Genomic DNA, 13,761 nt, shown 5'->3' with positions numbered 1-13,761 from the left:
GCCTAGCGTACGACCATGACGGACACGGGCGAATGGCGCACGACCGCATTCGCATGGCTGCTGATCAGGATGCTTCGCAACTCATCAGGCTTGTGGCTGGCCATGACGATCAGATCCGCCTTGGTCTTTTTCGCCAGCTTCAGGATCGTTTCGGCAACATGGCCGTGACCGACATGGGTCTTGACCCGGGTGTCAGGCAGGTGCTGTTCGGCAAAACCGTCCAGCGCATCCTTCATCGCCTGAAGCGCCTGCACCTCGTACCCCTTGGGCAGGAAGGTCGCGACCATCGAACTGCCGATATCCGGCACGATCCCCAACAGATGGATCGTGCCCTCGCTGCCCGCCATGCGCATGGCGGCGGGCAAGGCCTTTTCCCAGCTTTCCGGATGCTGAAGATCGATCGGAAACAAAACCTGATCAGGCATGGCGAACCCCTTCCTTGCGGGTGGCGGTGGCGCCCTGCCCCGGCCCGGCACGCCGGCGTTGCAGCCAGACGACCAGCGCAAGGATCAGTGCCGCCGGGATATACATCCAGTATTTCGACGGCGCGGGCGCGGGCGCACGGACCAGCATGATCTGCTGATCCCAGTCCAGCCCGGCCTCTTGCGCGGGGCTGTCGAAGGCGACGTTGTCGATCATCACCTCATCGCCGTTCTGGATCGTCTCGATCCCCAGCGCGGCCTGACGCTCGGCGCCATCGGCCCCTTCGGGTACGGCCAGCAGGGCGGTGAACTCGACCGGGTCACCGACCTCGTTCAGACCTGCGATGCGCAAGCGCAGCGGATCACCCGGGCGCGACTCGGCCAGGGCCTGCTGGAACTGCGCGGGCGGCAGATCGTCATAGGGCGGATACAGGTAGTCCATGAAAAAGCCCGGCCGGAAGATCGCGAAGGCGACCAGCAACAGCAGCAGCGTTTCCCAGCTCTTGTTGCGGGTCAGGAACCAGCCCTGCGTCGCCGCGGCGAACAGAAGCATTGCCAATGTCGCCGTCACGAAGACAAAGATGCCGTGTATCCAGTCCACGTTTATCAGCAGCAGATCGGTGTTGAAGATGAACAGGAACGGCAGCGCGGCGGTCCGCAGGCTGTAGAAAAACGCGACCACCCCTGTGCGGATCGGATCGCCACCCGAAACCGCCGCCGCCGCAAAGCTGGCAAGCCCCACGGGCGGCGTCACATCCGCCATGATGCCGAAGTAGAACACGAACAGATGGACCGCGATCAGCGGCACGATCAGCCCGTTCTGCTGGCCAAGCGTCACGATGACGGGCGCCAGCAATGCGGAGACGACGATATAGTTTGCCGTGGTCGGCAGACCCATGCCCAGGATCAGCGACAGCACCGCCGTCAGGAACAGGATCGCCAGTAGGTGACCGCCCGACAGAACCTCGACCACATCGGCAAGGGCGGAGCCGACGCCGGTCTGGCTGACCGCCCCCACGATGATACCGGCGGTCGCGGTGGCGATGCCGATGCCGATCATGTTCCGCGCGCCCGAGATCAACCCGTCGATCAGATCGGCAATACCTGCGCCGAATGCCGCGCCGGTGCTGGCATTGCCGGTGCGATCGGTGCCGCGCATCATCACCATCAGCGGACGTTGGGTCAGCAGGATGAAGATCATGTAGGCCGTCGCCCAGAAAGCCGACAGGCCCGGCGACAGGCGATCCACCATCAGCGCCCAAACCAGAACGATCACGGGCAGCAGGAAGTGCAGGCCCGAACGGACGGTCGGCCCCGGCAAGGGCAGTTCGGTCACCGGGGCGTTCGGATCATCCAGTTCCAGCGGCTCTTCGCGCGACGCGACATACAGCAGGCCGATATAGGCAGCGGTCAGAAGGCCGAAGATGATGTAGGGCGCGGCAGGTCCGAAGGCGGGACGGATCCAGCCCATGGTGAATTTCATCAGGAAGCCCAGCAGCGCGATCGCCACGACGCCGAACAGGAAACCGATCATGCGGCGCATCAGCGGGCTTGGTTCATAGGCGCGGGGCAGACCCTTCATGCCGGCCTTCATCGCCTCAAGATGGACGATATAGACCAGCGCGATATAGCTGATCGTCGCGGGCAGGAAGGCGTGCTTGACCACGTCGAAATAGGGGATGCCGACATATTCGACCATCAGGAAGGCCGCGGCCCCCATCACGGGCGGCATGATCTGACCGTTGACCGAGGACGCGACCTCGACCGCGCCGGCCTTTTCGGAACTGAAGCCCACCTTCTTCATCAGCGGGATGGTGAAGGTGCCGGTGGTGACCACATTCGCGATGGACGAGCCCGAGATCAGCCCCGTCATGGCCGAGCTGACGACAGCGGCCTTTGCCGGACCGCCGCGCATATGCCCCATCAGCGAAAAGGCAACCTGGATAAAGTAGTTGCCCGCGCCCGCCTTATCCAACAGCGCCCCGAACAGGACGAACAGGAAGACGAAGCTGGTCGAAACGCCAAGCGCGATGCCGAACACGCCCTCCGTGGTGATCCACTGGTGGTTCACGACTTCGGACAGGGTGTTGCCCTTGTGGGCGATGATCCCCGGCATGTAGGGGCCAAGGAAGGTATAGACCAGAAAGACCGAGGCCACGATCATCAGCGCAGGCCCAAGGCTGCGGCGCGTCGCCTCTAGCAGCAGAAGAATGCCGATCACTGACACAACGTAATCCTGCAGGATCGGCGCGCCCACGCGGCTGCTGATGTCATTGTAGAAGAAATAGATGTAAAGCGACGCAATTGCTGCAAGAATCGCCAGCGCCCATTCCCATGGCGGGACCCAGCTTTTGGGGCTGCCAAGCAGAACCGCCGCAATGACCGCAAGACCGATGATCGGGATCCACCAGACCGGCACCCCGGCTTTCGATCCGACGATGAACAGGACCGTCATCAGCGCGGGGATGCCGACGCCCAGCCCGATCTGCACCTTGGTGCGTTCCGCGGGATAGGCCATGAAGGCCAGAAACAGCGCGAAGGCAAGGTGGATCGAACGGGTTTCCGTGTCGTTCAGGACACCGAAACCGACCATGAACGGAATGGGCGAGGCGATCCAAAGCTGAAACAGCGACCAGCACAGCGCGACCGTCAGGATCAGCTTGCCGACAAAGCCGGGCGGGGTCCGGGCCCCGGTGTCGGACGAGGCGACAAGTTCGTCCAGTTCGGATTGCGACAGGCCCCCATGTCCGGACCCGCCCATCTCGACGGCGCTGGCCTCGAACTGGTCATGTTTGCGGCTTTCGTTCTTGTCGGTCTCGCTCATCACGTCTCTCCCTGCTTGCGGGCTTATTGTCTTTGTCATTCAAGAGCGAGGGGCGGCCCCGCCAAGGGCCGCCCCGTTTTCAGTGCCGGATTATTCGACCCAGCCTTGTTCCTTATAATATTTCTCGGCGCCCGGATGCAGCGGCGCGCTGTTGCCTTCGCTGACCATCTCTTCGGGGGTCAGGTTGGCAAAGGCCGGGTGCAGGCCCTTGAAGCGGTCGAAATTGTCAAAGACCGCTTTCACGACTTCATAGACCACCTCATCCGACACGTCGGCCGAGGTCACGAAGGTCGCCTTGACGCCGAAGGTGTTGGTATCCTCATCCGTACCGGCATACATGCCGCCCGGAATCGTCGCCTTGGCGTAATAGGGGTTTTCGTCGACCAGCTTGTCGATCTCGGGGCCTTCGACCGGCACCAAATTCGCCTCGACGGTCGAGGTGGCTTCCTGGATCGAGCCGTTCGGGTGGCCAACGGTATAGACGATGGCGTCGACCTTGTTGTCACCCAGTGCGGCCGACTGTTCTGCCGGCTTCAGCTGCGAGGCCAGCGAGAAATCGTCCATCGACCAGCCCTTGGCGTCCAGCACGACTTCCATCGTGGCCAGCTGGCCCGAGCCCGGATTGCCGACATTGACGCGCTTGCCCTTCAGGTCATCGAACCCTGCGATGCTGGCATCCTTGCGGGCCACCACGGTGAACGGTTCGGGATGGACCGAAAAGACGGCGCGCAGGTTTTCGACCTTCTTGTCGCCTTCGAAATCGGGCACATCGCCTTCATAGGCGTGATACTGAATGTCGGACTGCGCGACACCCATGGTCATGTCACCCGCCTTGATCGCGTTCACATTGGCGACCGAGCCCCCGGTCGAGGGCGCGGTGCATTTGATGCCGGTTTCGGCAGTATTGCGGTTCACCAGACGGCAGATCGACTGACCCACGACATAGTAGACGCCGGTCTGGCCACCGGTGCCGATGGTGATGAATTGTTCTTCCTGCGCCATGGCGGTGCTGGCGGTCAGCGCAAAGGCCGTCGTCAGAAGAAACGGTTTGAATTTGCTCATGCAACTTTCTCCCATGTTTGTCCGGAATAGGTTCCGCACGCCCCGCGCTGTCCGCGCAGGTTCACGATTACGGTAGCGCAGTCCCGTGGATTGGCAATCCCCATTACCCAACCGTCTGGAATCAGCATTAAGACCAGAAGGTTATGAATAGTAGCTAAGAAAGTTTCCGATTCGCCAGTTCCGATAAATCCGTAGAACTACGGATGCTCTGCTGCCAGACAGTCGGCCACGGCCTGCCGCAGCTCCGGCAAAAGCTGCTGTTCGAACCATGGATTTCGCCGCAACCATCCAGTGTTTCGCCACGAGGGATGGGGCAGCGGAAAGACCGTCGGCGCATGATCGCGCCATGCCTCGACCGCCGGCGTCACCGACTGCCGTCCCAGATGCCACCTGATCGCGTGCCCGCCCACCAGAAGTGTCAGCCTTGGCTGCAAAAGGGCCATGACCTCGCTGCGCCAGGTTTCCGCGCAGATCGGGGGCGGCGGCAGATCCGACCCTTTGGCGTCATATCCCGGAAAGCAGAAGGCCATCGGCACGATGGCGATCCGGTTCCGGTCATAGAAAGTGGCCTCGTCGACCCCCATCCAGTCGCGCAGCCTCTCGCCCGAGCGGTCGGTGAAGGGCCGGCCGCTTTCATGGACCCGCATCCCCGGTGCCTGCCCCGCGATCAGGATCCGCGCACCGGGTCGAAACCACACCACGGGGCGCGGCGCATGTCGCGTTGCCGTGGCGGCAAAGCGGTCGCGGCACAGGCGACATGCGGCAATCTGATCGGTCACGGCGGGCATAAGTGAAATCTAATGAAAATGTGAGACAGGTGAAGCGCGAGATTCACCCAATATTCAGATAATGTTCTGGATTATGGACAGCATTGTGGCCCACACCTATGGTTGTGACCAGCAGGTTAAGGCATGGTGGCCGCCTGAACGGAAGGGACTAGCGCAGGAACCATGCTTGAATTCGACAATGTTTCGAAGTCTTTCTGGACCGGCCAGCGACGCAAGGTCATCCTGGATCAGGCTTCGTTCCGGGTCGAACTGGGCCATTCACTGGGCATCCTTGCCCCGAACGGCACGGGCAAGACGACACTGATCAACATGATGTGCGGGCTTGAAAAGCCGGATGAGGGGCAGATTCGCAGCAATTGCCGCGTCTCGTTCCCCTTGGGTTTCATGGGCGGCGTCGTGGGCAAGCTGTCGGCGCATGAAAATTCGCGCCACATCGCGCGCATCTATGGGCTGGACCCCGATTACGTGTCCGCCTTCGCGCGGTGGCTGACCGATATCAGCGAATATTTCGACATGCCGGTGGGCACCTACTCGGCCGGGATGCGCGCAAGGTTCGTCTTTTCGCTGCTGCTGGCGCTGGAATTCGACATCTACCTGATCGACGAAGGGATGCCGCAGACGACCGATGCGGAATTCAACCGCAAGGCGGGTTCGGTCCTGTTCGACCGTCTGCGCAACGCCACCGTGATCGTCGTGTCGCACCAGCCCGCCACGATCGAGAAATTCTGCCGCTCGGCCGCCATCATGCGCGACGGCAAACTGTATATGTTCGAGTCCCTGGACGAGGCGAAGCAATATTATGACTACACCGCCTAAGGCCCGCCGGTTTCACGCCTCGGTCGATGAATCGGTCCGACCCACCGACAATCGCGACGATCAGGGCGGTTCCGGCGTGCGATTGAAGTTGCAGAAGAAGGCCGAAACCGGCGGCGACGACGTGGCCGCGCGCGAGGTTTCAGCACGCGAACGGATGATGCAGACCGGGCCCACCGATGACGGTTTCGGTGATTTTCGGCTGACCGAACCCGCCAGCAGTGCCGACAAGACGCCACCGCCCACCGATACCCCGTCCACCGGCACGCCGCCCGACGCCGATCTTGCCGCGAAGCTGGCCGCGATCAAGGCCGAGAACTTGGGCGAGCGTCAGTTGCGCATCGCCCGGCGTATCGCGCAATTGCACCGGATCGAGGTCGAATCCGACGAAGAGGCCGTGCTGCGCCTGCGCGAACAGGGCATCGACCCCTCACACCGGGCGGCGCTGGCAAAGATCCTGTCCTCCGAGGGCACGCGCAGTCAGGCAGAGCCGGCAAAGAACACGCCCGCCCTTGTCGCGGCCCCGAAATCCACGGCGATGGAAGCTGCGCAACCCAGTCTGCCATCGCGCGAAGCCCTGACCGAAGACAGGCGCGCGGCAGAAATCTATCGCATTCAGCGCGACATGGCCCGCCGCCGCCGCCGCCGGATGATGATGCTGGCGATGCGCCTGCTGCTGTTCGTGATCGGGCCGACGGCAGTGGCCGGCTGGTACTATTTCAAGGTCGCGACCCCGCTTTACGCCACGCAGTCGCAGTTTCAGATCCAGGTCGCGGACACATCCGGCCTGTCACCGACCGGCAATGCCCTGTCGGGCATTCAGGCGAACACCGACGCGGTTGCGGTCCAAAGCTATCTCTCCTCGCGCGAGGCGATGTTGCGTCTGGATGCCGAAGAGGGTTTCCGCGCCGCGTTTCAGGACCCCGCGCTTGACCAGATCAAGCGCCTTGCGCCCGATGCCAGCAACGAGGCCGCCTATGGCGTCTATCAGGATTCGGTCAAGATCAGCTATGACCCAACCGAGGGGATGATCGATCTGGAGGTCATCGCCCCCGATCCCGATCTCAGCCGCGATTTCTCGCTGGCCCTGATCCGCTATGCCGAAGGTCAGGTCGATCAGATGACCTCGCGCCTGCGCGACGATCAGATGAAGGGCGCGATCGAAAGCTATCAGGACGCCGAGGCTCGCGTGCTGGCCGCGCAACGCCGGGTGCAGGATCTGCAGCAGCGGTTGGGCGTTCTGGACCCGGTCGCCGAAGGCTCGGTCGTGATGAGCCAGATCGCCGCGCTGGAAAACCAGCTGAACGAAAAGGAACTGGAGCTGGGGCAGCTGCTGGCGAATGCCCGCCCGCAGCAAAGCCGCGTGGACGCGGTGCGCGGCGACATCTCGCGCCTGAATGCGATGATCGCCCAGACACGGCTGGAACTGACCGAAGGAAACGAAACGCGCAGTTCGCTGGCCGCCATTTCAGGCGAGCTGCGGATCGCAGAAAGCGACCTGACCACCCGACAAGAGCTGCTTTCAGCCGCCGCCGCACAGGTCGAGACGGCAAGGATTGAAGCGAACAAGCAGGTCCGCTACCTGTCATTGTCAGTCGCGCCCGTGCCCCCGGACGAGCCGACCTATCCGAAGGCGTTTCAGAACACGCTGGTCGCCCTTTTGATCTTTTCCGGGATTTATCTGATGCTGTCGCTGACAGCGTCCATCCTACGCGAACAGGTATCGACATGACCCAAGCCCGCCACGTCCAGATCGGCAGCCTGACCTGCGGCAACGACCTTCCACTGACGGTCATCGCCGGTCCCTGCCAACTGGAATCGCTGGACCATGCCCTGATGATCGGTCAGGCGATGGCCAAGGCCTGTGCCGATGCCGGGGCGCAATATGTCTTCAAGGCCAGCTATGACAAGGCGAACCGCACGTCTTTGGGCGGGCGGCGCGGCGTCGGGATCGACGAGGGCCTGAAAATCCTTGAAACCGTGCGCGAACGTCTGGGTTGCCCGGTCCTGACCGATATCCACGATGCCGAACAGGCCATCGCTGCCGCGAAGGTCGTCGACATCATCCAGATCCCGGCATTTCTGTGCCGCCAGACAGATCTGCTGCTGGCGGCAGGCAAGACCGGCGCCGTCGTCAACATCAAGAAAGGTCAGTTTCTGGCGCCCTGGGACATGCCGAATGTCGCCGACAAGGTCGCCTCGACCGGCAATCAGAACATCCTGCTGACCGAACGTGGCGCCAGTTTCGGCTACAATGCGCTGGTCGCGGATATGCGATCGCTGCCGACAATGGCAAAGACCGGCTACCCGGTAATCATGGATGCCACGCATTCCGTGCAGCAGCCCGGCGGTCAGGGCGGTTCCTCGGGCGGGCAGCGCGAATTTGCACCGGTGATGGCGCGAGCCGCGGTGTCGCTGGGTGTCGCGGGTGTCTTTATCGAAACCCACGAGGATCCGGACAATGCCCCTTCGGACGGGCCGAACATGATCCCGCTGGATCAGATGCCCGCACTGATCGCTTCGCTGATGAAGTTCGACGCCTTGGCCAAGGCCGACCCGATCACCCTATGATCCAGCGCCTGCTTGCCGGGCTGCTGCTGATTGTCGCGCTGACGGCCATGCCCGCGCTTGCGCGCGAGAATGGCGAAGGCGAAGGCGCCCCCAGCGGCGCGATTTCGGTTCAGGACAACGCCGCCACTGACCTGGCGATCCTGAACCGGATCGGCAGCATTCTGGGACAGGTCGATGATTTCGACCGCGTCGATGTGCAGGTCGACGCCGGCATCGTCTCTCTCAGCGGCGAAGTCACCGAACAATCCGCAACCGAACGGTTGAAATCGCTGATCGCACGGATCGACGGCGTGGTGGCGATTCAGGATCACGTCCTTCTGTCGACCGATATCGGGACACGGCTTGAATCCGTACGCGAGCGTTTTGCGGCGCGGATGAATCAGGTGGTCGCGGGCCTTCCCTTCGTGGTGTTGGGCCTGATCGTCGGCGCCCTCATCGTTCTTGTCGGAGGCTGGATCTCGCGCCGCGAAAAGACGATGGCCCGGATCGCGCCGAACCCGTTCATCGCCGAGTTTCTAAGCCAGACCATTCGCCTGACCTCGTGGATCGTGGCGCTGGTCGTGGCGCTGGACCTGATGGAGGCCACGACGCTGCTGAACACCCTTCTGGGTGCGGCCGGCATCTTTGGCCTGTCGCTCAGCTTTGCGGCACGCGACACGATCGAAGGGTTCGTGGCGACGATCCTTCTGTCGCTGCGACAGCCCTTCCGACCCAACGACCTGATCGAGGTCAACGGCGAACGCGGGCGCGTCATCCGCCTCACCAGTCGCGGCACAACCCTTCTGACGCTGGACGGAAACCATATCCGTTTTCCCAACCAGATCATCTACAAGGCGGTCCTGACGAATTTCACCCGCAACCCCGAACGCCGTTTTCTGGTCGACCTGACTGTGGATCCCGCCGCCGATCTTGGCCGGGCGCGCGATCTGGTCCTGCGCGAACTGGCGCGGATGGGCTTCGTTCTGGCACGCCCTGAACCCGTTGCCTGGGTCGAAGCATCCGGAAACGAATTCATCGTGATCCGCGCGGGCGGCTGGGTGTCGCAGGAAGGCACCGATTTCGACCTCGCCCGGGGCGAGGCCTATCGGCAGCTGCGCAAGGCACTGGACGCCGAGGGCTTTGCCATCCCCGAACTGGTTCATCGCATTCATGTCGAAAATCAGACCGAACGCGATGCCGACAAACCGGATACCAACCCCAGCAAGCGACGCGAACGGGCACCCGACCTCAGCCCCGATGCGGCCTTCGAACAGCTGGTCGATCGCGGCCGCGTCAATGACGGCCGCGACCTGCTGGAACCGGCGCGCCCCAAGCCGGGCGGTTAGCGCAGATCCAGCCCCGCCGCATGGGCCGACGCCCAGGCCCACTGGAAGTTGTACCCCCCCAGCCAGCCGGTCACATCGACACATTCCCCGATGAAATACAGGCCCGGCACATCGCGCGCCTGCATCGTCCGCGCATCCAGATCGCGGGTGTCCACGCCGCCCAAGGTCACCTCTGCGGTGCGATAGCCCTCGGTCCCGACCGGGCGAACCTGCCACCCATTGACCCGGGCCCCAAGTGCTTCGATCCGCTTGTTCGGCTGATCCGCCAGTCGTGCGTCCGACAGCCCGATCTCGGCGATCACCGCCTGCGACAGGCGATCCGGCAACAACCGCCCCAAAGCGGTCGCGACATTCACCCGACCCGCAGTCGATCGGGCCTGTTTCAACTCTGCGGCGACATCCGTGCCTGGGCACAGGTCGATGCGCAATTCGGCACCCGCCTCCCAGAAACTGGAAATCTGCAGGATCGACGGGCCACTGATCCCGCGATGCGTAAACAGCAATGGTTCGCGAAAGCTGGTCTTGCCGCAGCGGACATCCGCCTCGACCGAAACCCCGGCCAGCGGCTTGCACAGCGACAGATCCTGCTCCGCGAAGGTCAGCGGAACCAGCCCGGCGCGCGTCTCGACCTGACGAAGCCCAAAGTCGCGCGCGATCTCGTAACCGATACCCGTCGCGCCCATCTTGGGGATCGACTTGCCGCCAGTCGCCACAACGACGCGCCCAGCTCTGACAATCCCGCGATCGGTCTGCACCACGAACCCATCGCCGTCCCGCGCAACACCCGCGACCGAGGTTTCCAGCCACAATTCGGCCCCCGCCATCCGTCGCAACAGCATATCCGTGATCTGCGTGGCCTTTCCGTCGCAAAAAAGCTGCCCCAAGGCCTTTTCGTGCCAGGCGATTCCCGCCCGGTCCACAAGCGCCACGAAATCCTGCGGCGCGAATCGCGACAGGGCCGAAGCTGCGAACCGCGGGTTCTGCGACAGGAATCGGTCCCGCGCTGTGGCGAGGTTCGTGAAATTGCACCTTCCCCCACCCGAGATTCGGATTTTTTCCCCCGGCCTGCGGGCATGATCCAGCACCAGAACGCGCTTTCCTTGCGACAGCGCACTGCCTGCACAGAAAAGCCCCGCCGCGCCGGCCCCAAGAATAGCGATATCTACCTGCGTCATGGCGCCCGCATACAAAGGCTTTTCACTAGCAGCAAGATTTCTTCGATTTTCGACTTGCACCCCCCGGCCGCATTGGCTAAATCCGCCTCCACAGTTGGGGCGTAGCCAAGTGGTAAGGCAACGGTTTTTGGTACCGTGTACCGTAGGTTCGAATCCTACCGCCCCAGCCAACTTCCAGTAAGTCGTTGAGAAAGATCGTCTTATCGAAGACGGACAGCCGATCTGGACCATTGTCCATCATCACTGTCCATCATGGAGCCTGTGTCCCCAATCGAGGGACCTGCCATGGGCATTGCCAACTTCGTCTTCCCCGGGGCGCGATCTACACCTGGCGCCGCCGCATTCCCAAACGCGCCTCCTCCGCCGCCGCGAACCTCCAGGTCTCGCTGCGGACCGCTTGCCCGTGGACAGCGCGCAGGCTGGCCGTCATCGTGACCGCTGAGAGCGAGAGGGTGTTCGACCGAATGGGCATGGAAGGACTGACGCCGCAGGTGGCGCATGAATGGCTGGAAACCGTCATCCGGGAAGAGCTGGAGCGATCCGCCAGGCGCGACCGCGCCGCGTTCCACCTGCCGCAGACAGGCAACCCGGTCGAGAGCGCGCATCAGGACCATCTGGCGGGCAAGGAGCGCATCAGCGGGCACGAGTTCTTCGACGCCAAGCGCATCTGGCTCAATGGCCGCGCGGCGGCGCTGCTGTCGTCCAAGGCGGGGCTGGACCGGGGCTTCGACGATGCCATTGCGATGGCGGGCAGGCTGCGGGAGGGGAAGCCGCCGGCGACCGAGGATGCCCCGCCGCCTACACCCGAACCTACCCCCGCCTTCGACCCCGCACTCCAGGCCGTCGCTGACCGCCTCGCCAGCCGCAAGGAGAAGCGCGGGCGGGCCACGGACAAGACCGCCTACCAGATCCGCAAGACCGCCGAACTGCTGCACGAGGCCACCGGCATCGAGGACATCCGCAAGCTGCGGCAGGAGCACCTGATGGCCTTCAGCAACATCATGCACGCCCTGCCCCCGACCTATCGCAAGACGCCGAAGGAGCGGGACATGACGCTGCCTCAGATCATCGAGGCCGCGGAAACCGCAGGCAGGAAACAGGGCCTGTCCGCCGCCACGATCAACCGCAATCTCGGCTTCGTCGGGCAGCTCATCAAGCACGCCCGCTCGGAAGGTCTGTCATTGGATCCGCTTCTGGACACGCGCGATCTGCGCGAGACCGACCCCGAGGACGACCAGGACAAGGTCGCCCCCTTCAGCCGCGACGACCTGCGGCGCATCTTCGCAGGCCCCGTCTGGCAGGGCTGCCAGAGCGCGGGGCGCCGCACCCGGCCCGGCGATCTCGTCATCAAGGACGCGCTCTACTGGCTGCCGCTTATCGCGGCCTATACCGGCGCGCGGCGCGAGGAGATCGCAGGCCTTGCGCGCGAGGATATCGTCACCGAGGACGGCATCGCGGCCTTCCACTTCCGCCCCACCGAGATCCGGCGCCTGAAGAACCGCCCCTCGCAGCGCAAGGTGCCGATCCACCCGCACCTGCTGGAGCTGGGCTTCATGGAGCATGTCGCGCAGACCGAGACCGGCCAGGTCTTCCCCGACCTGAAGCGCCGCAAGGGGCGCGGCACGCTGTCGGACGCCATCAGCTTCAACTGGCACAAGCTGCTGCGCGCCCAGCTGGGCGAGGATGCCGCAAAGAAGAACTTCCACTCGTTCCGGCACTACGTCACCGACGAGCTGCGCTACCGGCAGAACGTGCCCGACCTCTCGCGCCACCACCTGCTGGGCCATGCCATCAGCTCCAAGAAAGACCGCCGCTACGGCCAGCGCACACCCCTGCCTCTCCTGAAGCCCCTCATCGATGCACTGCCAAGGGTGTTCTGAGGTGGTGGAGGGTTGGAGGGGGCGTTTCGGCCCAAAGCTGCCACACAACATGAGTGTCAAACGCTGCAAACGCAAATTGCAAAGCAGATATTCATTAGCATACCGTAGAGTCTCAGTCCTTCGGCCCGCGTCGAGTTTCCTATATCATTTGGGCAAGCGTGATCCCTGCCTTACGCAGAAGAACCTGACAACCCAAGAGCGAAGCGCGAAGCCCTGTAACAACTTCTGCTACGCCACATGTATGTAGCTTGACGCGACAAGAGGGGACCTAGGCCATGTTGACGAAAGGGATTCACACTGCTTGGCGAGGGTGATTCAAGCTGGTATCTGCGATGGAGACCAGCTTGGCACGAGACCTGATGTCGGACGAGGAATGGGCGTTCTTTGAGCGGTTCATCCTGACAGTCCGCGCCCCGAACGGGCGCAGACCTACCAGCCACCGTCTTGTTCTAGCTGGGGTTTTCTGGATTGCGCGCACCGGAGCCCCGTGGCGGGACCTCCCGGCAGAGTTCGGGAGATGGTCTAGCGTTTACCAACAGTTCCAGCGCCGGACATTGGCGTGGCTCTGGGAGAAGATCATGGACGCCCTGAACGAAAGCGGGGCAGTGCAGCACGCCCTCCAGATGATAGATGGCACGGTCGTTCGCGCCCGCCATCAGGCAGCGGGCGCTAAAGGGGGCTGAGCCATGAGGCGCCACTGGTTCAAGACCATGGCGAAGGCGACAGGGTTTCGGGCGCTCAAGAGCGTCCGGTGGGAAAACGATCCACCGGATCGTTTTCTGGACCACCTCCCACTTCACGACCAGGATCCACCTCCTCGTCAATGCTGCAGGGCTACCCATGAGGACCGAGATCACTGCGGGGCAAACCTTTGACTATCTTGGCTTCGATCTGGTCATGG

General features: G+C 63.1%; 10 protein-coding genes, 1 tRNA gene and 1 pseudogene. 7 read left to right on the top strand and 5 right to left on the bottom strand.

What is annotated here, in order from left to right:
* Positions 1 to 2: 2 nt before the first annotated feature.
* From BMX67_RS09675 to BMX67_RS09660, 4 genes are all read right to left on the bottom strand, one after another.
* Positions 3 to 425 (bottom strand): universal stress protein, encoded by a 423-nt coding sequence (locus tag BMX67_RS09675; RefSeq protein WP_090734448.1) that lies wholly within the window; start codon positions 423 to 425, stop codon positions 3 to 5.
* A complete protein-coding gene (locus BMX67_RS09670; protein ID WP_090734446.1) occupies positions 418 to 3,246 on the bottom strand; it encodes a TRAP transporter permease in 2,829 nt (942 codons plus the stop codon). The genes BMX67_RS09675 and BMX67_RS09670 overlap by 8 nt, the downstream gene beginning before the upstream one ends.
* Before the next feature lie 90 nt (positions 3,247 to 3,336).
* Entirely contained in the window at positions 3,337 to 4,308 is a 972-nt protein-coding gene (locus BMX67_RS09665; protein WP_090734445.1) for a TAXI family TRAP transporter solute-binding subunit, read from the bottom strand.
* Positions 4,309 to 4,505: 197 nt separating this feature from the next.
* Positions 4,506 to 5,096 carry a uracil-DNA glycosylase family protein gene (locus tag BMX67_RS09660; RefSeq protein WP_090734443.1) on the bottom strand — a complete coding sequence of 197 codons (591 nt, stop codon included), beginning with the start codon at positions 5,094 to 5,096 and terminating at the stop codon, positions 4,506 to 4,508.
* 162 nt (positions 5,097 to 5,258) lie between these two features.
* On the opposite strand from BMX67_RS09660, the gene BMX67_RS09655 reads away from it, so the two are divergent.
* The 4 genes from BMX67_RS09655 to BMX67_RS09640 are packed head-to-tail and all read left to right on the top strand — an operon-like array spanning position 5,259 to position 9,805.
* Positions 5,259 to 5,912: an ABC transporter ATP-binding protein gene (locus BMX67_RS09655; protein WP_090734442.1), complete on the top strand. Its 654-nt coding sequence runs from the start codon at positions 5,259 to 5,261 to the stop codon at positions 5,910 to 5,912.
* On the top strand, positions 5,896 to 7,641 hold the full coding sequence (locus tag BMX67_RS09650; protein WP_090734440.1) for a KpsE/RkpR family capsule polysaccharide export protein: 1,746 nt from the start codon (positions 5,896 to 5,898) through the stop codon (positions 7,639 to 7,641). Before BMX67_RS09655 ends, BMX67_RS09650 begins: the two co-directional genes overlap by 17 nt.
* Entirely contained in the window at positions 7,638 to 8,480 is an 843-nt protein-coding gene (gene kdsA / locus BMX67_RS09645; protein ID WP_090734439.1) for a 3-deoxy-8-phosphooctulonate synthase, read from the top strand. The genes BMX67_RS09650 and kdsA overlap by 4 nt, the downstream gene beginning before the upstream one ends.
* On the top strand, positions 8,477 to 9,805 hold the full coding sequence (locus tag BMX67_RS09640) for a mechanosensitive ion channel family protein (RefSeq protein WP_090734437.1): 1,329 nt from the start codon (positions 8,477 to 8,479) through the stop codon (positions 9,803 to 9,805). Before kdsA ends, BMX67_RS09640 begins: the two co-directional genes overlap by 4 nt.
* Here BMX67_RS09640 and BMX67_RS09635 read toward each other — a convergent pair.
* Positions 9,802 to 10,980 (bottom strand): BaiN/RdsA family NAD(P)/FAD-dependent oxidoreductase, encoded by a 1,179-nt coding sequence (locus BMX67_RS09635; protein WP_090734770.1) that lies wholly within the window; start codon positions 10,978 to 10,980, stop codon positions 9,802 to 9,804. The two genes, BMX67_RS09640 and BMX67_RS09635, sit on opposite strands and share 4 nt — an antisense overlap.
* Before the next feature lie 95 nt (positions 10,981 to 11,075).
* Between BMX67_RS09635 and BMX67_RS09630 the strand changes: the two genes are divergently transcribed.
* The 3 genes and pseudogenes from BMX67_RS09630 to BMX67_RS09620 form a co-directional block, all read left to right on the top strand.
* Positions 11,076 to 11,150 (top strand) — tRNA-Gln (locus tag BMX67_RS09630).
* Positions 11,151 to 11,165: 15 nt separating this feature from the next.
* The gene (locus tag BMX67_RS09625; RefSeq protein ID WP_342707917.1) at positions 11,166 to 12,860 is read left to right on the top strand and encodes a DUF6538 domain-containing protein; all 1,695 of its coding nucleotides are present in this window, start codon (positions 11,166 to 11,168) and stop codon (positions 12,858 to 12,860) included.
* A gap of 332 nt (positions 12,861 to 13,192) precedes the next feature.
* A pseudogene (locus BMX67_RS09620) lies at positions 13,193 to 13,761 on the top strand (IS5 family transposase); the annotation flags it as partial.

Source organism: Paracoccus homiensis (assembly GCF_900111675.1).
Classification (GTDB): Bacteria; Pseudomonadota; Alphaproteobacteria; order Rhodobacterales; family Rhodobacteraceae; genus Paracoccus; species Paracoccus homiensis.
This window is presented reverse-complemented; position numbering and strand designations above follow the sequence as displayed.